We start from the raw sequence: 18,383 nt of genomic DNA on the forward strand, positions 1-18,383 counted from the left end.
AGGCGATTTTACAGTTTTTTTAAAATGGATGTGCAGGGAAAATAGGGTAAAAATCGTTGTGATGTGGTGATAGGGATCGCTTTATGCTGTTATTGCGCTTTTTTAGCCGCCACGATGTGACGGTTGTCACTGATACCCGGTATTAGGTAGCGCGTTTTACTGTCAGAGAGTGACCTGCTGTGCCAGACGGCGGATGATGGCTGCCGTCAACCCCCAGATAAATTGGCTTTCGTACCAGGAAAGATAGACGCGGTGATTGAACCCTCCACGATGAATATCCAGCGCATAATAACGAGAGAGGCGGAGTGCTTCATGTAAGGGGATTTCAAACAGCCCGGCGACTTCTTCTTCATTGCCATGAAAAGCAATATCGGCGGGGACTAATCCTACGATGGGGGTTACCTGATAACCACTGGAGCTATCGAGTGGGGCCAATTGCCCCAAGACATGTACTGACGATGCTGGGATCGCCACTTCTTCTTCGGCTTCGCGCAGCGCGGTATCAATCAGTGAGCGGTCATCGTGATCGGCTTTGCCACCGGGGAAAGCAACCTGACCGGCATGTTTGCGCAAGTGGTTTGAGCGCCGGGTTAACAGCAGCGTGGGTTCTGGGCGGCAAATAATCGGGATCAACACCGCCGCATGATGGCTGTTAGCCGAGAAACTGCCCGCCGGAGGCAGTTGTAGCTGAAAACGGCTGATAAACTCCATCAGGGCACGCCCTGTCATTCCATCATTCACAGACAGTTACTCACCAAATGATTGATTTCCCAACTGCGGCAAGATACGGGCAACTTTATCGAAGGTTTCCTGATATTCAGCCTGTTCCTGACTATCAGCCACTATCCCCCCGCCAGCAGAGCAATATATTTTACCGTTTTCCGTCAATAAGGTACGAATGGTGATATTGGTATCCATCGTGCCGCAGCAACTAATATAGCCAATGTTGCCGCAATAGGCATTACGCCGATGTGGCTCAAGTTGCTCAATGATCTCCATCGCGCGGATTTTAGGTGCGCCGGTAATCGAACCACCAGGGAAACAGGCGCGCAGCAAGGCTGTAGCCGGACAATCGGTGGGGAGCGTGGCGGTAATGGTGCTAACCAAATGATGCACTGCCGGGAAAGGCTCTACCACAAACAGCTCAGGTACTCGAACACTGCCTGGTTGTGCGACGCGGCCAATGTCATTACGTAACAGATCGACAATCATCAGATTTTCCGCCTGATCTTTGGCTGAATGCGCCAGACGTTCAGCTTGCAAACGGTCCTGTTCGGGATTCGGCAACCGTGGCAACGTGCCTTTAATGGGGCGAGTCTGAATTTGATGGTTTTCCAACCATAAAAAACGTTCCGGCGAGACACTCAGAATTGCATTATGCGGCAAGCGGATAAAGGCTGAAAAGGGTGCCCGGTTGCTGCGATTCAGTGACAGAAACGCTTGCCATTCATCTCCCTGATATTCAGCACTGAATCTCTGTGCGAGATTAATTTGATAACAGTCGCCACTGTGCAGATATTCCTGAATCTGACGGAATTTCTCGCCATATTGCGCCCGCGATATATTTGCTTGCCAGTGGCTGGTCAGTTTGAATGGCATGATAGTTTTAGGGGCTTTTTGCTGCTGTAGCCACTGCCAGCGCTGCTCCACATCGCCGTGGCAAACTAAGGTCAGCTTGTGCAATTGGTGATCAGCAATCAGTGCCCAATCATACAAGCCGATAGCCATATCCGGCAACGCGACATCTGGAATCGCCAACGCAGGGAGTTTCTCCACGCGCCGCCCCAAATCATAACCAAATAACCCCAAGGCTCCGCCCAGAAATGGCAGGTCAGGATGTGGTGAGATAAGAGGCAAGAAATTATCCAGTTGTTGCTGCAATAAAGAGAACGGGTCGGCAAGCGAGCATTCCTGCTCTTGCGCACCCATGATCTGGGTTTCCAGGCCGTGGGTCGTGAGTGTTATCTGTGGGTCAGCGACCAAAATATCAAAGCGATTGTGAGTGTGTTCGGCAAAACCAGAATGCAGCAGCATCGCCCAGGCTTGATGAGCAAGCGGGGAGAATTGTTGGATTACGGCCTCAGGCTGATAAGGCAAGACTTTGAAAGTCAGGGATTTCTCACTCATGAATGGCTATTCTTTTCTTTCAGATGATTATATTTAGAGAAATGGCTGTCCAGTGGCATAATCGCCGCGCTCACAGCGAAACTGCCTGATAGATTACCATAATTTACTCAATGTAATGGGCGGATAGTTTAGTGGCAGTGGGTCACCGCAGACAAAAATAACCAAGTATAGACCCTCCGTGCTTAGCGTTGCTGGGGTATACTTAAGAATTATATGCAGGAGATAAATCAATGCTAGCGGGTATGCCTTCACTTTCCCATGAGGAACAGCAAGAAGCGGTCGAACGTATTCACAAATTCATGTCGGAAGGGATGAGCAGTGGCGAGGCGATTGCATTGGTGGCAGCGGAGATCCGTGAGCGGCACCAGGACGATCCCCAAGCGATGGCTATTTTTGAAGACGATGATTTTGATGAACACTCTGAGTCAGATTATCGCCGTGATAATGAGCAAGATGCGGATGAAATCGAGGACCCTTACGAGGGGTAATGCCTCACGCCGTTACCGACTCACAACCAAACCCGCCACACAAGGCGGGTTTGTTAATAGCGCTACTTGCCACTCACCACCACGGCATCAGCTGCTCGTTTTGCCACTTCAATCGCCACCGCAATATCCTCTGCCACTGCCAGCGCAACCCCTAAACGGCGTTTGCCGGCAATATCAGGTTTACCAAATAAGCGAATTTGCGTATCTCCGCTCAAGGCATTTTCTAAACCGTGGTAAGCCACATTTTGGCTGGTAAGTTCTGGCAAAATGACCGCGGAGGCAGCCGGACCATATTGGCGAATGGTGCCGATGGGTAAGCCTAAAAATGCGCGAACATGTAAAGAAAACTCAGACATATTCTGTGATATCAAGGTTACCATGCCGGTATCGTGTGGGCGTGGAGAGACCTCACTAAAGATAACCTCGTCGCCACAAACAAATAATTCCACACCAAATAGCCCGAACCCTCCAAGTGCTTTCACTACATTTTCCGCAATCTCTTTCGCGCGCTGTAAGGCGATATGACTCATGGCTTGCGGCTGCCATGATTCACGATAATCTCCCTCTTCCTGACGGTGGCCAATTGGCGCGCAGAAATGGATGCCATCAATAGCATTGATGGTCAGCAAGGTAATTTCAAAATCAAAACGTACCAAACCTTCAACAATGACCCTGCCACCCCCGGCACGCCCCCCTTGCTGGGCATAATCCCATGCGGCTTTAAGCTGCTTTTCGCCCCGGATCAGGCTTTGGCCTTTGCCAGACGAACTCATCACAGGCTTAACGATACAGGGGAAACCGATCGCGCTCACGGCTTGATGGAACGCACTTTCAGTATCGGCAAAACGGTAGCTGGATGTTGGTAATTGTAGGGTTTCCGCCGCCAAACGGCGAATACCCTCGCGGTTCATGGTCAGGCGGGTGGCTTCGGCGCACGGCACCACACGCAGGCCCTGCGTCTCAAGTTCAACCAACATATCGGTGGCGATAGCTTCTATTTCAGGCACGATATAATGTGGTTTTTCCAGCTCAACCAACTGCTTGAGTGCTGCGCCATCCAGCATGTTAATCACATGGCTGCGATGAGCGACATGCATCGCGGGCGCGTCTGCGTAGCGATCAACGGCGATAACTTCCAACCCTAATCTTTGGCATTCGATAGCCACTTCTTTGCCCAACTCGCCAGAGCCGAGCAACATGACACGGGTTGCACCGGGGCGCAGAGCGGTTCCAATAGTCAACATAGTTCGTTACCTACATCAGTGAGAAAATGGCGGATTAATTTGACGCACGATAAATTTTACCGGAAATAGTATACGAGAAAACAGCGACGAAAACGATTGCGTATCTGGGCGGGAATAGAAACCTGCCTGAGCCATTTGCGCAGCGCATTGCGTATTTAGCCTGTTTTTTGCGGTTTCATTCCGGCATCGGGCCTATCTCTGGTATTATCGCGCCAAAATCTTGCGCTTGCCTTCAGGCCATCGCTGCCATTCCATCCAGTTATAAGAGTTACCGCCGTGAGCACAATGTCCTTTTCTTCCCTGACACTGCCTGCTGAGCAGTTGTCTAATCTAAACGAACTTGGCTATACCGAGATGACACCGGTACAGGCCGCGGCATTACCCGCCATCCTCAATGGGCAGGATGTGCGGGCGAAAGCTAAAACCGGCAGTGGCAAAACCGCCGCATTCGGTATCGGGCTGCTCGACAAAATCGCGGTGGGGGAGTTCGTTACCCAGGCGCTGATTCTATGCCCGACTCGCGAACTGGCAGACCAGGTCAGTAAAGAGTTACGCCGTTTAGCGCGCTTTACTCAAAACATTAAAATCCTAACACTGTGCGGCGGCCAACCGATGGGCCACCAATTGGATTCTCTGGTTCATGCGCCTCATATCGTCGTGGGTACACCGGGGCGCATTCAGGAGCACCTGCGTAAAAAGACACTGGTACTGGATGAACTGAAAATTCTGGTTTTAGACGAAGCTGACCGCATGTTGGATATGGGTTTTACCGATGCCATTGACGATGTGATTGCTTACACCCCTGTGCAGCGCCAGACTTTACTGTTCTCTGCCACCTATCCGGCAGGTATTGAGCGGATCAGCGCCAGAGTGCAGCGTGAACCGCTGAATGTTGAAGTCGATGATGGTGATGAAGAGCCGGCAATTGAGCAGGTGCTGTTTGAAACCACCCGTGAGAAACGCTTACCGCTGCTGATTTCAGTATTAAGCCATTATCAGCCAGATTCTTGCGTGGTGTTTTGTAACACCAAAAAAGACTGCCAGAGTGTTTATGAGGCTTTGGAATCCCGTGGTATTAGTGTTCTGGCCTTACACGGTGATTTGGAACAACGCGATCGCGATCAGGTATTAGTGCGTTTTGCTAACCATAGTTGCCGGGTGTTGGTTGCAACCGATGTTGCTGCCCGTGGTCTGGATATCAAAGATTTAGCGCTGGTGGTTAACTTTGAACTGGCGTTCGATCCTGAAGTGCATGTTCACCGTATTGGTCGCACTGGGCGAGCAGGGATGAGCGGCCTGGCTGTCAGCCTGTGTACGCCACAAGAGATGACCCGCGCCCATGCCATTGAAGATTATCTGCAAATTAAATTGAAGTGGACTTCCGCAGAGCAGATTAGCCGCAGCACCAACACCATGCCGGAGCCGGAAATGGTGACGCTGTGTATTGACGGTGGGCGTAAAGCCAAGATCCGCCCCGGTGATATTCTGGGTGCTTTAACCGGTGATGCAGGCTTGACGGCGGCAGATGTAGGTAAAATCGACATGTTCCCGGTCCACGCCTATGTTGCTATTCGCAAAGCCAGCGCCAAACGAGCCTTACAACAGTTGCAGCAAGGTAAGATCAAAGGCAAAAATTGCAAAGCCCGTTTACTTAAATAATCACGTCGGGGGAAGGGCAGTTGCTCACCCCGAAAAAGCACTGTATACTGTGTTTATATACAGTCACTGGTGGGCGAGAAGGATATAGAAAAATGGCCGTTGAAATAAAATTCGTCGTAGTAAGACAAGGTGAGGAAAAAATGACGTTCACAACCAAAAAAGAAGCCGATGCCTACGATAAAATGCTGGATCTGGCGGATAACTTATCAGAATGGTTGTCACAATCACCTCTGTCACTCGAAGAAGAACAACGCGAGTCATTAAGCTTCTTCCTGGCAGAAAACAAAGATGCCTTAGGGCAGATTCTGCGTGGTGTCAGCCCTGCGATACCCATTGATGGCATACAAAAAGTAAAATCTGAAAAGAACAACGCAGATAAAAAAGCCAAACCTGAAGAGAATCAAGCGGCTTAATCTGGCAACTTTCGGCAGAAAGTGAAAAAGGGATCTAAAATGAATCGTGAAATCACCTTCTTCCGTCGCTTTGAGGCGGATATCCTGGCTGATCGTAAAACGATCACTATCCGGGATAGCAGTGAAGCCGATTTCTACCCAGGGGAAACCTTACGGGTGTGTCGTAATGAAGATGGCGTGTTTTTTTGTCACATTTTGGTCAAGTCTGTCACGCCAATCACTTTGGATGCCCTGACAGAACGCCATGCTGAGCAAGAGAATATGTCATTGAGTGAACTGAAAAAGGTAATAAAGGAGATCTATCCCGGCCTGAAGCAGTTTTACGTGATTGAGTTTACGCGGTGTTCATAACACAGTATTAAATTTATTGTTTATCAATGCAATTACACTCTGTAACCTACCTTTCAATCATCGCTACTGCCGCTGGATAGAGATAATAATATGTGGAGGAGCAATGAAAAAGACAGGATTAACCTTGGTGTTGGCTACCGTATTGGCGGGTATGACAGTAAGCGCGCAGGCTCAGGAACCACGAGTAGCAAAAGTTGCTGCTTGCCCCGGTTTAAATCAATCGCAAGTCGCCACACAGGTCAAAAGGGACTTTCAGCAAAATCGCATCACTCGTTGGACATTAGATAAAAAACTGTTAGGCACAGATAGCCCGGTGGTATGGATCAATACCGTTGATATCACCGGCAACGATGATATCTGGCAGGTTCCACTTACCGCCCGTGGTAACAAAGGCGATAAAACCTATCAGGTGGTCCTCGATTGTAAGGCGGGCACCATCACCTATACCCTGCGAGCTTAAAGCCATAACTCTGGAGTTAAGCTAATCACGGCCAAACAGGTGCTGGCGATAACATATCCTGCACCTGTCTATCTTCCTGTTTATTATTGAATGAGTTCCCAGTAACTAAATTATAAGCGTGTGCTGCCACTTGGCATCAAACGGCAATCGTGTCACTCTCGCTATAACGTTACAGAACAAAGAACACAGATGGATACCCCAATCAATGACCACACCTCCAAAGGCAGATAAACGTCCCTATCCGATGACGCTACACGGTGATACCCGTGTTGATGATTACTATTGGCTTCGAGATGATGAGCGCACAGATGCTGACGTTTTGGGTTACTTGCAAGCCGAAAATGACTTCACTAAAGCGGTGCTTGAGCCGCAGCAATCCTTGCGTGAGACGCTCTATCAGGAGATGGTGGATCGCATCCCGCCTCAGGAGGAATCCGTTCCTTACACCCGAAATGGTTATCGCTATCAGACCCGTTTTGAACCTGGCAATGAATATGCAATCAACGTGCGCCAGCCAGTTTGGGCCGATAGCAGTTGGGAAACGTTGCTGGACGGTAATCAGCGCGCAGCAGAAAGTGAGTTTTATACCTTAGGCGGATTGGATGTTAGCCCTGATAACCAATTATTGGCTGTTGCAGAGGATTTTTTATCACGCCGTCAATATGATATCCGGATAAAGCATTTACAAAATGATGTCTGGTTTGATGAAGTGATCAGCAATACCTCCGGTAACTTTGAGTGGGCTAATGATTCAAAAAACCTCTATTACGTGCGTAAGCATGAAAAAACCTTATTGCCATACCAAGTCTATCGCCATGTTATCGGCAGCGATTCGCAACCAGACCAACTGATTTATGAGGAAACTGACGACACCTTCTATGTCAGTCTGGAAAAAACCACCTCTGAGCGATTCATCCTTATCCACTTAAGCAGTACTACAACATCAGAAATCTTATTGTTGGATGCCGATCAGCCTGAAGCGGTGCCGCAAATGTTTGGGCCACGCCGTAAAGATCATGAATATGGGTTAGATCACTATAAGCAGCATTTTTACATTCGTTCTAATAAAGACGGCAAGAATTTTGGTCTGTATAAAATTGCGGAAACCAGCAGTGAACCCGCTGATTTTTCAGATGAATCAAAGTGGGAATCGTTGATTTCGCCAAGAACTGCTGTGATGTTGGAAGGTTTTAGCCTATTTCGCGATTGGTTGGTAGTCGAAGAGCGCAGTGACGGGCTGACTCATTTACGGCAGATTCACTGGGATACTGGCGATCAGAAGTCTATCACTTTCGATGACCCAACTTATGTCACCTGGCTGGCTTATAACCCAGAGCCGGAAACAGAACTACTGCGCTATGGATATTCCTCCATGACCACGCCCAGCTCGATGTTTGAGCTAAATATGGACACGGGCGCTCGTCAGTTGTTGAAACAGCAGGAAGTGAAAAATTTCATGCCGGAGCAATATCGCAGTGAACGGATTTGGGTGACAGCAACAGATGGCGTGAAAATCCCGGTTTCATTGGTTTATCACCGCGACCACTTTGTTTCTGGCGGCAATCCGTTGCTGGTCTATGGTTATGGCTCGTATGGTAGCAGCATGGATCCGGCATTCAGTGGCAGCCGTCTAAGCCTGCTGGATCGTGGTTTTGTTTTTGCACTGGCACATATTCGCGGTGGTGGCGAGCTGGGTCAACAATGGTATGAGGACGGAAAGTTATTGAATAAACTAAATACATTCAATGACTTTACTGATGTAACCAGAGCGTTGGTTGCCGAAGGTTATGGTGATGCCAACCGTGTGTTTGCTATGGGGGGCAGCGCCGGGGGCTTGCTGATGGGAGCCGTTATCAATCAGGCACCTGAGCTGTATAAAGGTGTCGTGGCACAGGTGCCTTTTGTTGATGTAGTTACCACTATGTTGGATGAGTCGATTCCATTGACTACCGGTGAGTATGACGAGTGGGGCAATCCGAATGATGAGGTGTACTACAACTACATTAAGCAGTACAGCCCTTATGATCAGGTGAAAGCGCAAGATTACCCGCACATGCTGGTGACCACCGGGTTGCATGATTCACAAGTCCAGTATTGGGAGCCTGCTAAATGGGTCGCTAAGCTGCGTGAAATGAAGACGGATGACCGTCAACTACTGCTGTATACCGACCTGGATTCAGGGCATGGGGGGAAATCAGGCCGCTTTAAAGCGTATGAAGATATCGCTCTGGAGTACGCATTTATTCTGGCCCTGGCCTGATTCAGACAGCAAATTACGTCAGATAATGGGTCAGGGTATGGCGCATATCTGGGGTAAGGTCGCTGATAGAGGTTAGCATCCAACGCAGGTAGTCCGGATCTTGCCGGGCTATCTGTTCAATGCTTTTCCTCGGTATTTACCGAACTTAAATGTCTGCAATATCAGAGGCTGTTGCGTCATCTCTGCCATCTGTTGTGCATTCCATCCAGAGTCTTTCATTATGCGCTGCAACAGTGCGGCGGTAACGTAGCAGTCATATAACGCACGATGAGGATAGAGGTTATCCGGCACTGAGACATTCAGGCGCAAAGCGTATCGCAAATATTGATTACTGTGCTTAATATCAGGATAAAGCATTCGGGCCAATTTGAGGGTGCAAATCCATTGTCCTCCCATCTCGGGTAAGACGCCACGATCAAAGGGAGCATTATGAGCGACGTAATAAGGGCTGCCTTGGTATTTCCTGACCGCAACGGCAATCCGTGGTTTGCCTTCAACCATCTCTTCGGTGATATGGTGAATAACCATAGCGTCAATACTGATAGGCCGGTCCGGGCTAATCAGGTCGCTCATGGGATTATTCAATACGCCATCAACCACATCAATAGATGCCACTTCAACGATACCGCCTTCTAAACCACAGGTTTCAGTATCGATAACACGAAAATACATTTTTATTCCCCGCAGGCAATCGCCAAATCATAGCAACAAAAAACCCGCCTTGTGTGGCGGGTTTACTGACGAGACGAAAAGCCCGTTTATTCAGCGCTGGTAGACGATGATTTTTTGTCACGTTTCTCAGCTTTTTTCTCAGCTGGCGTTTTTAGTGGCTTTTTCTTCGCGTTCTTTTTGCTGTCCATTCCCTTACTCATGGCTTGCCTCTCTTTACCTTCGGTTAGGTTGGTACGCGCTCCTATTAACCACCTAATCCGAGTAAGTTGCAAGGGAAGAAAGCATTGATGCACTTAATTTGTTGTTTAACCTGATTATTATTAAATAATAATTCATCCAGTTATAGTTTAATTGTCATGATGTGGCGGTATGAGAGCGGCAAAGCTGTCAAGATATGGCGTAATTATCGCCAGTTGATGAAATTAATGGGTTGATTGACGTAAATGTGATGTTTTGTCGTTGACCCAGTGGGCTGTATAGGCTTTGATAACTTCATGTCTAATAACAAACATGGAAAAAGAATGGAACAGTTACGTGGGCTATATCCAGCGTATGAACCTTACGACAGTGGCTTATTAGACACCGGCGATGGGCACCATATTTACTGGGAACGCTGTGGGAACCCCAATGGTAAGCCCGCGGTATTTATACATGGCGGCCCTGGCGGCGGAATTGCGCCTTACCATCGGCAACTTTTCAATCCGGTTAAATATAATGTGATGTTGTTTGATCAACGCGGTTGTGGGCGGTCTACGCCCCATGCCAGCCTCGATAACAACACCACCTGGCATCTGGTGGATGACATTGAACGGCTGCGTATAATGGCTGGAGTGGATGAATGGCTGATCTTTGGTGGCTCTTGGGGGTCTACGCTGGCACTGGCTTATGGGCAAACCCATCCTGAGCGGGTCAGCGAGATGGTGCTACGTGGGATTTTCACCCTGCGCAAAAAAGAGCTGGATTGGTATTATCAAGACGGAGCATCGCGTTTCTTCCCTGAGAAGTGGCAACGCGTACTTTCTATTTTATCACCCGAAGAACAGAACGATGTGACGGCGGCATACCGCAAGCGCCTGACATCACCGGATAGGGCTGTGCAACTGGAAGCGGCTAAGATTTGGAGCTTATGGGAAGGTGAAACGGTTACCTTGCTACCCACTAAAAACGCCTCTTCATTTGGTGAAGAGGCGTTTGCACTGGCCTTTGCCCGCATCGAAAACCACTATTTTACCCATCTTGGTTTTTTAGACAGTGACAACCAGTTGCTGGATAACGTGACGCGTATCCGCCATATTCCTGCGGTCATTATTCATGGTAGATATGATATGGCGTGCCAGCCGCAGAATGCCTGGGATCTGGCGCAGGCATGGCCTGAGGCTGAACTGCATATTGTCGAGGGAGCAGGGCACTCTTTTGACGAACCGGGAATTTTGCATCAGTTGATTCTGGCCACCGATAAATTCGCCGGTTAACAACTCATTACCCATTGAGGCGAATATAAGTTCTTACTCCACAGACTCCCCCCGCCAGCCAATCGCTTGCGGGAGGGGGTTATCACTTCACTTTCGGCTCATAGGGCAGACGCGACAGTTTGTGTGATTCACTACGGTAATGAGCTAATCGCAGCAGAAAATATTCACGCAGCTCATCAGGTTGTTCGCGTGCAACCATTTCAGGAATCACCGGCATATTGTAGCGCTCTTTAAATGCTACACCCGAAGCGGCCAGATCAACGTTCATTTTTGCTGTTTCTTCATCAGAAAGTTCTGCCAAATTGTATCCCACGGTTTTCTCCTTTCGGGATCATATGCTATGGCGCAAAAGGTAATGCAGACGGCAGATATTGGCAAGTAGGTTATGTTGCTACCTGCGAGAATAAAGTAATCACCATAAATAGATGATATTAATATTTATCGTATTGATTATCATTGAGTGATTTTTAATTCAAATAAGAATCGTTCTTTTTAGTGTTCATAACTTAACGTAAATAACTAACTATTTTTTATTTTCATAAAAATCTATATTAAACATGGCCTTATATATAATTTATTTTTTTATTAAATATTAATGTGAATAGGGTGTTCTTATTTTGTTTTTAGCTTGGCATAATACACCGAGTTAATCGTTGCTTACCTGCATTATAAAAATAAGGGAATTATTATGTTGAAAACAGAAATGGCAAAAAAGCTCAATGAGCAGCTGAATCTGGAATTTTACTCTGCAAATCTTTATCTACAAATGAGCGCCTGGTGCAGCGACAAAGGTTTTGAAGGTGCTGCGGCATTTTTAAAAGAGCATTCTCAAGAAGAGATGCAGCATATGCAGCGTTTGTTTGAATACCTTAGTGGAACTGGCTCCATGCCTGTGCTGGGTACCATCACCGCACCGCCAATCGATTTCGCATCGCTGGCTGATGTATTTGAACTGACGTATGAGCATGAACAACGTATTACGACTAAAATTAATGAGTTAGCGCATGTGGCTATGACCACTCACGACTACTCTACATTCAACTTCCTGCAATGGTATGTGTCTGAACAACATGAAGAAGAAAAACTGTTCAAATCTATTCTGGATAAATTGGCGTTGGTAGGAAATAGCGGTAATGCGTTATTCTTTGTCGATAAAGACTTGAAAACAATGGCGACTCAGAGCCACAGTCAGGCTTAATCGCTCCCCTGGCCGTCGCCTTAAAAAGTACCCGCCGCAGTGTCCAGCCCCCAAATCACGGGATCAGGAACTGCGGTTTTTTGTTGTATAGTGAAGGCATTTAATTTCGTGTGGTTACCTATCTTGTTGTTTTCGTGCTAATAGCATGTGGTTTAGCTTGGGTTTCTCGACTTCCCAAGGTTAAATCGTTATCATTTGCAATAACGGCGTAAGTAATTTGATTTATTGCTTATATTTCAATCGTCGTTCAGAATTTGGCGCTTTATTTTGTGTGCTATCTCACAGGTAGTACAATTGACTGGAAGTGATAGGGGTTCACGCTGCCAATATAAGATATGGTTGGTAGTAGGTTGATTCTTCTCCCCATCGATTAAGGGATACCATGACTGTTTCTAAAGTACGGTTTATTCGCAAAATACGTTCTTCCTGCCGTATGCTTTCGGCATTAATTGTATTATTCGTTGGTCTTTCCAGCCAGCAAGCTTTGGCTCATGCACACTTGAAAGTCGAGTCTCCCGCTGCCGATACCACTATAAATGCGGCTCCAGAGGCACTGACCCTGGCTTTCTCTGAAGGTATAGAACTGAATTTTAGCGGTGTTAAAGTCATTGGCCCTGATAACCATGTGGTAAAAACCGGCGAGCTAAAATTAGATCCAGCGAACAATACACAATTGATTTTGCCAATCGATAATGCCTTAACCGCCGGAAAATATAATGTTTCATGGCATGTGGTTTCTGTTGATGGTCATAAAACTAAAGGCACATATAGCTTTACTGTGAAATAAATATGTCTTTAGCGACTCTATTCGTACTGTGTCGCTTTCTGCACTTTCTGGCGGTGATGCTGATGTTTGGTATTAGTATATTCACCGCCTTGCTAGCACCAGATCGCTTCTCTTCGACACTCAGAACGCGCCTGTTACCCCTGTTTACCTTCAGCACACTGCTGGGGCTGCTTTCTGCTATTGGTCTTTTGGCAATTCAGGCAGGCATGATGGGCGATGGCTGGGCTGATACTTACCGGCTAACCGTTTGGTGGGCAGTATTGGGAACCCGATTTGGTCAGGTATGGCAGTGGCATCTTGCATTATCCATCTTGAGTATGTGGATTGTAGTGCTGGGTACAACCCGTTTTTACTATCAATTGATGGTAGGGAGTTCCACTCTATTATTGGCAAGCCTGGCATTTACCGGGCACGCGGCGATGCATGATGGTGCTCTGGGGTGGATTCATCAAACTAATCAAATCATACATCTACTCAGTGCAGGTTATTGGGTGGGGTGTTTACCCGCGCTGTTGATTTGCCTTACATATAGCCTTAACTCTGATGTTAAACGCGAAGCCATCACTACGTTGGTTCGGTTTTCAAGCTGGGGGCATCTGGCGGTTGCATTGGTACTGGCCACCGGTGCGATTAACAGCATTATCATGCTGCGTGATACCTCGCTGGCACTGACATCGGACTATCAGATATTACTCCTCTGCAAGGTGGTTTTGGTTATGTTCATGCTGGTGGTTGCGTTGCTTAACCGTTATCGGATCGTTCCGATGCTCAGGCAGCTACCGACAAAGGCCCACTTCTGGCTGGTGGTAAATAGCGGCATCGAAATCATCCTTGGTGCTGCCGTATTACTGCTAGTGAGCATTTTTGCCACGATGGCTCCGGTATAACGTAAAATAAACAGCCGCAGAGATTGTCAGTATGCTTGCATCAATGTGGATGTATGCGAGAAAATCAACGCATTCAGCTAATTGAGGAAATATAAGATGAAAGGTTTTGTGCTAGTACTATCACTGCTAATATTGTCGACTAATGCTGTTGCTGCGGGAAAAGTCATCACTGTCAGTAAGTTTGAATTTGGTAAGCAATGGGCGTTTAGCCGTGAAGAAGTGATGCTGGAATGTCGCACCGGGAATGCGCTTTTTGTGATTAATCCCAGTACCTTAGCGCAATATCCTTTGAATGACATTGCCACTGAACAAATGAAGTCGGGTCACGTATTGGCAAAACCTTTAGATGTATTGTTGTTGGATGACAGCACCAAACCAGGTCAAAAAATGAGTTTGGAGCCATTCCAGTTGCGTGCAATGACATTGTGTGGAAAATAATCAGCCTGACTACAGCTTATCGAGATATTAGATTATATTTAACAGCCAGTTAGCTATTCGATGATCAGTTAAAATAGTCATAATCAAAATCAATTTACAACCGTGACTATTTAGTTCCATAGCTAGGTTGGCGAAACACATGTACTCGACTACTCTTAAAGAGTAAGGCTGAATAAGCCTACGTTAATGCCAACTTTTAGCGCACGGCTCTCTCCCAAGAGCCATTTCCCTAGACCGAATATAGGAATCGTATTCGGTCTCTTTTTAAACTGTTGATTTTAATTGATTTTTTGTGTTCCCCCCGAAATTTCCCCGAAATCCTATAGTCGGCCTAAATCTCAACCCACTCATTTTTACGTGAATCCAGGTATACATTCGTCATTTTCATCGATTTGTGTCCAAGCAATTTCTGTGCAAATTCCTTACCGTATTCTGCTTCATAAAGACGTGATGCTAGGCTGCGGATCTCGTGAAAGCTGGGAGGGGAAATGTCATAAACCAGATCGGTTGCCTTCAATGCTTTAACAAATGCTTTGGTGAGCGAGTCCGCATTTAAGGCTCCGGGTTTTCGGCCTGAGCTTTTACTGGATGAGCTGATGAGATATTCACTTTTACTATTATTCAGGCACTTCTCTATAATTTCCCCAACCGTGGTATTCATTATTTCCAGCCGTAATGATAGCGATATCGCTATCTGCATCTTGGTTTTACTCTGGACTATCCAAAGCTTGCCATTATGTACATCACTTCTTTTTAGTTGCCGCACGTCATCACAGCGTTGGCCGGTAGTCAGCGCTAACGCCAGGCTAAGTTGAACCCAGTTTTGCTGTTGGCCGGCAGCCTCATAAATCTTGCAAAAGGCAGCATAGTCGAGCCGTTCCCGCTTAACTTTTGGTGATGGAGTGCGTGTTGCTTCCACAGGATTGGTGCTAATTAACCCATCAGCAATGGCTTCCCTAAACACATCAGATAAAACAGAACGCAAATTTACTGCCATCGAGCTTTTACCGTTATCGACATAGGTGTTAATAAAATTAGCGATATGCTTGGTGGTAACGGTTTCGATCGGCCTATCTCCAAATTGCTGGTTAATATATCCGATTTGCAGGACTCTCATTTTCATAGTGTTCTCAGCCAGCTCACGACGCTTTAATATCTCTGAATAGCGCTTTAGCCAACTCGCTACGGTATTAACTTCGGCTTTAGCCGCAGGAGTTGGGGCAGGGGCTTGCAATCGTTCCAGTAGGGCTACTGGCTGAAAGTTTGATTCAATAATCCCTATCCCGGCAGTAATACCACACTACCTGGCTTCGAGGTAGAGGATATTTTTCAATATATGTGGGAAACATCTGATAATTAGTTTCGAGCTTGGTGCCGTGAATGTTTAATGGCAAACTTGGTTTTTGATCTAATGCTTAGGTTAATTAATCTAACTTCAGGTTGTTGATAACTTATGATGAATTCATCATAATCAAAAATATATATCTACGCTATGTAAATAAAATCGGCGCTGGATACGGTAACTTTAAAGGGAATTTATCCGATGACGAGCGCTAAAGAATTAGCCACCAAAATGGCTGACTCTATCAATTTAAAAAGTGGCTTTCTTCGTAGTTTTGCTGGCGGTGCTTTGGAGTTACCTGTTGATTTGTACTATCTGGGATACGATTTCCTCGATACTGACAATCGTTGGGCTAATAGTATAGATAAAGAACGTTGCATTAGATTAGTTAAGCGTGGTTTGCTAACGGGGAAAATCTGGAAAAAATTGCAAACGTAATTTTCACACGATATTTGGATAAGGTTGACGCGGATAAACTCAAAAACATAGCGATTAACGGCTCAGCCAGCATTGCAGGAAGTATGGTGGCAAACAGACTTGTTTTGGGTAATGTCGGCGCTATCTTTGCCAGAAATTTAATCGCAAAAATGCTGATAGGTTTTTCATTCACGACCATACTATCAATTGGGGCTGTTCAGTCCCGTGCTGTTTATACATCCCGTGAACTGAGTATGCGTGACCCTGAGTTATACGCCTATCTTAACCGACTTGGGGATCTCGACCTGTTATATTTTTTGGTAGAAAAACGGATTAGGCCATTCGAGGACGCTACCGCATTATGGTCTCGAAATCGTCAACTCTTTGATGAAGTCACTAAGTACTTCTTTCAAAAGGTCAGGTATTAATGAACCTACTTAAGCGTTTAGCCTCGCGCGGAATTGCAGGCCTTTGTGATTTTGTCATACTCGCAACAATTGCCTCTATAGTCTGGTTCTTATTCATATCTGAATCCGAATTTAGATACTTTAAGGCCGCGTTATCCTGTGTCGGATTTATCATCGCATATGCCATTTACTATATTGCAGATAAAATCCATGACGGCGTATAACTTTGCGTAACCAAACATGACTTGCAGATACCGGGTAATTAAGCCCGGTTTTGTATTTTACGCTTCAGTTAAAACAGCATCAGGAGACACTGGCCACTCGATATTTAGCGCATTCGAAACATCAGCGTTTTCACCTTCACTCGATATTGCTTCCACGCTTTCAAGTCGGCGCGGAGTTTATCTGGCACATCATCGCCACCATCTTCTAGCCCCTCAACTTTATCTAACAACGCACCTATCATGTCGGATGCCTGCGATAAAATAGTCGTCTGATTTTCTCGGGCTTCAATAACCATCTGTTGCAGCACTTGTGGTGAGGGGCCAGCTAACCATTCGCCATTCTCACCTGCGTAATAAGTCGGGTCTGGTCGGTGGCCATTCATTACAATGCAATTGTCGGGTAACTGAAACGCATCTGAATAGCTGATATATTCAACATTGGTTCCTAGCTCTGAGTATATTTTCATGTTTAAGCCCCTTGTGTCACTCAGGACCTCGATTGACATTTGATTTTAAATGCCCAGTTTAGTTTTTAACACTTCATAAAGTGTTTTTCCACCATGTGCTGAATGGGGGCGATGACAGTTATAAAATGCCTCCCATTCCGCTAGTTTTTCATGGAGGTCGACATCATCCGTATAATCGATAAGCTGATAAAATTCCTGTTTATCTGTCAGATGAGAACGTTCTACTTTTCCATTTAATCTCGGTGTCGCTGGTTTGATATAAACATGCTCCATCCCTAACTCATGCACATGCCAGTTAAATTCCACCTGGAACTCATGGCCATTGTCTGTTCTGATAGTCTTTATTCGGAAAGGAAACTTATTCACAACGTAATCAATAAAATCAATCGCATTAGCTTGATTATGCCGCTCATAAATTTTTAAGGCACGTATCCGAGTCGCATCATCAATTGCGGTATATTGAAAACGCTTAATCCGTTGACCATTAGGGCTATTAAAAAACAAGAACTTAACATCAACCTGTACATGATGCCCAGGAACCTGTTTCTCATAGCGCTTGAACAACGGCTTAGAGCGTTGTCGTTGATTTTGTGGAAGTTGATTTAGTCTATTTCGAAGAAGGACGTAATAACAGCCAGAGCGAGATACCTTGATATTATGAAATCGTAACAAGTACCACGATATTCTCTGAGGTCCAAAATGGTATGTTGTACGCAAGTAAATTATTTGCTCTTCAATGTGTTTTGCCACACGTCGAGTAGGATTTTCTGGGCAAGGCTTATGATTGATTAATCCTTGTTCTCCATAGCACTCATAGGCTTTTTTCCATGTGTAATAGGTTTGCCTGCTAATACTAAAATGTCTGCAGGTTTTAGCGACATTTTTGGCATTATTTGCATAGTTTAAGACTTTTGTTTTGAGCGCTATATCTCGCTTCGCTTTAGCATTCATCATATCCAGACCTCCGGCTACAGTTAGAAAACACTAACTGTCCACCGAGGTCCAGACTTTCACAGACAGCGAAAGCGCTGTTCATGGCCTGGGAAGCGCGAGGAAAGCCCGCTGATTTG

The 18,383-nt window shown here is 46.2% G+C and carries 19 protein-coding genes and 1 pseudogene; 12 read left to right on the plus strand and 8 right to left on the minus strand.

Annotation, left to right across the window (positions count from 1 at the left end):
• Positions 1-162 precede the first annotated feature (162 nt).
• Both YALDO0001_RS07845 and pabB read right to left on the minus strand, forming a co-directional pair.
• Positions 163-729, minus strand: a complete 567-nt coding sequence (locus YALDO0001_RS07845) for a CoA pyrophosphatase (RefSeq protein ID WP_042839568.1) — start codon at positions 727-729, stop codon at positions 163-165.
• 18 nt (positions 730-747) lie between these two features.
• The gene (gene pabB / locus YALDO0001_RS07850) at positions 748-2,127 is read right to left on the minus strand and encodes an aminodeoxychorismate synthase component 1 (RefSeq protein ID WP_004701724.1); all 1,380 of its coding nucleotides are present in this window, start codon (positions 2,125-2,127) and stop codon (positions 748-750) included.
• Between the two features lie 230 nt (positions 2,128-2,357).
• Between pabB and YALDO0001_RS07855 the strand changes: the two genes are divergently transcribed.
• Positions 2,358-2,615: a YoaH family protein gene (locus YALDO0001_RS07855; protein ID WP_004701726.1), complete on the plus strand. Its 258-nt coding sequence runs from the start codon at positions 2,358-2,360 to the stop codon at positions 2,613-2,615.
• A gap of 62 nt (positions 2,616-2,677) precedes the next feature.
• Here YALDO0001_RS07855 and purT read toward each other — a convergent pair whose 3' ends face one another.
• The gene (gene purT / locus YALDO0001_RS07860) at positions 2,678-3,859 is read right to left on the minus strand and encodes a formate-dependent phosphoribosylglycinamide formyltransferase (RefSeq protein WP_004701728.1); all 1,182 of its coding nucleotides are present in this window, start codon (positions 3,857-3,859) and stop codon (positions 2,678-2,680) included.
• A gap of 276 nt (positions 3,860-4,135) precedes the next feature.
• Here purT and dbpA point away from each other — a divergent pair, with 276 nt between their 5' ends.
• From dbpA to YALDO0001_RS07885, 5 genes are all read left to right on the plus strand, one after another.
• Positions 4,136-5,518, plus strand: coding sequence for an ATP-dependent RNA helicase DbpA (gene dbpA / locus YALDO0001_RS07865; protein ID WP_042546169.1), 1,383 nt, complete (start codon positions 4,136-4,138; stop codon positions 5,516-5,518).
• A 92-nt stretch (positions 5,519-5,610) separates the two neighbouring features.
• Positions 5,611-5,931 carry a YebG family protein gene (locus YALDO0001_RS07870; RefSeq protein ID WP_004701734.1) on the plus strand — a complete coding sequence of 107 codons (321 nt, stop codon included), beginning with the start codon at positions 5,611-5,613 and terminating at the stop codon, positions 5,929-5,931.
• 39 nt (positions 5,932-5,970) lie between these two features.
• Entirely contained in the window at positions 5,971-6,282 is a 312-nt protein-coding gene (gene yqfB / locus YALDO0001_RS07875; RefSeq protein ID WP_004701735.1) for a N(4)-acetylcytidine aminohydrolase, read from the plus strand.
• 103 nt (positions 6,283-6,385) lie between these two features.
• Positions 6,386-6,742: a protein YebF gene (gene yebF, locus YALDO0001_RS07880; RefSeq protein ID WP_004701737.1), complete on the plus strand. Its 357-nt coding sequence runs from the start codon at positions 6,386-6,388 to the stop codon at positions 6,740-6,742.
• A gap of 205 nt (positions 6,743-6,947) precedes the next feature.
• The gene (locus tag YALDO0001_RS07885) at positions 6,948-9,002 is read left to right on the plus strand and encodes a S9 family peptidase (RefSeq protein WP_042839569.1); all 2,055 of its coding nucleotides are present in this window, start codon (positions 6,948-6,950) and stop codon (positions 9,000-9,002) included.
• A 13-nt stretch (positions 9,003-9,015) separates the two neighbouring features.
• Here the strand turns inward: YALDO0001_RS07885 and exoX are convergent.
• Positions 9,016-9,674 (minus strand): annotated as a pseudogene (gene exoX, locus YALDO0001_RS07890) (exodeoxyribonuclease X).
• Between the two features lie 521 nt (positions 9,675-10,195).
• Here exoX and pip point away from each other — a divergent pair.
• Positions 10,196-11,146 carry a prolyl aminopeptidase gene (gene pip, locus YALDO0001_RS07895; RefSeq protein WP_004701743.1) on the plus strand — a complete coding sequence of 317 codons (951 nt, stop codon included), beginning with the start codon at positions 10,196-10,198 and terminating at the stop codon, positions 11,144-11,146.
• A gap of 82 nt (positions 11,147-11,228) precedes the next feature.
• On the opposite strand, the gene YALDO0001_RS07900 is transcribed toward pip, so the two are convergent.
• Positions 11,229-11,459, minus strand: coding sequence for a DNA polymerase III subunit theta (locus YALDO0001_RS07900; RefSeq protein ID WP_004701745.1), 231 nt, complete (start codon positions 11,457-11,459; stop codon positions 11,229-11,231).
• Positions 11,460-11,834: 375 nt separating this feature from the next.
• Here YALDO0001_RS07900 and ftnA point away from each other — a divergent pair, with 375 nt between their 5' ends.
• From ftnA to YALDO0001_RS07920, 4 genes are all read left to right on the plus strand, one after another.
• Entirely contained in the window at positions 11,835-12,344 is a 510-nt protein-coding gene (gene ftnA, locus YALDO0001_RS07905) for a non-heme ferritin (RefSeq protein WP_004701747.1), read from the plus strand.
• Positions 12,345-12,726: 382 nt separating this feature from the next.
• Positions 12,727-13,131, plus strand: coding sequence for a CopC domain-containing protein YobA (yobA, locus tag YALDO0001_RS07910; RefSeq protein ID WP_049596176.1), 405 nt, complete (start codon positions 12,727-12,729; stop codon positions 13,129-13,131).
• Between the two features lie 2 nt (positions 13,132-13,133).
• A complete protein-coding gene (gene copD / locus YALDO0001_RS07915) occupies positions 13,134-14,018 on the plus strand; it encodes a copper homeostasis membrane protein CopD (RefSeq protein ID WP_042546160.1) in 885 nt (294 codons plus the stop codon).
• A 96-nt stretch (positions 14,019-14,114) separates the two neighbouring features.
• The gene (locus YALDO0001_RS07920; protein WP_004701753.1) at positions 14,115-14,456 is read left to right on the plus strand and encodes a YebY family protein; all 342 of its coding nucleotides are present in this window, start codon (positions 14,115-14,117) and stop codon (positions 14,454-14,456) included.
• Between the two features lie 331 nt (positions 14,457-14,787).
• Here the strand turns inward: YALDO0001_RS07920 and YALDO0001_RS07925 are convergent, their stop codons facing one another.
• Positions 14,788-15,690, minus strand: a complete 903-nt coding sequence (locus tag YALDO0001_RS07925) for a tyrosine-type recombinase/integrase (protein ID WP_004701755.1) — start codon at positions 15,688-15,690, stop codon at positions 14,788-14,790.
• Between the two features lie 309 nt (positions 15,691-15,999).
• On the opposite strand from YALDO0001_RS07925, the gene YALDO0001_RS20695 reads away from it, so the two are divergent.
• Positions 16,000-16,236, plus strand: a complete 237-nt coding sequence (locus tag YALDO0001_RS20695; RefSeq protein WP_004701758.1) for a hypothetical protein — start codon at positions 16,000-16,002, stop codon at positions 16,234-16,236.
• Between the two features lie 714 nt (positions 16,237-16,950).
• Here the strand turns inward: YALDO0001_RS20695 and YALDO0001_RS07940 are convergent.
• Positions 16,951-17,313 carry a tail fiber assembly protein gene (locus YALDO0001_RS07940; protein ID WP_231585789.1) on the minus strand — a complete coding sequence of 121 codons (363 nt, stop codon included), beginning with the start codon at positions 17,311-17,313 and terminating at the stop codon, positions 16,951-16,953.
• A 45-nt stretch (positions 17,314-17,358) separates the two neighbouring features.
• Positions 17,359-18,267 carry an IS481 family transposase gene (locus YALDO0001_RS07945; RefSeq protein WP_004701762.1) on the minus strand — a complete coding sequence of 303 codons (909 nt, stop codon included), beginning with the start codon at positions 18,265-18,267 and terminating at the stop codon, positions 17,359-17,361.
• Between the last annotated feature and the right edge of the window lie 116 nt (positions 18,268-18,383).

Origin of the sequence: Yersinia aldovae ATCC 35236 (assembly GCF_000173735.1) — a bacterium.
Lineage (GTDB): Bacteria > Pseudomonadota > Gammaproteobacteria > Enterobacterales > Enterobacteriaceae > Yersinia > Yersinia aldovae.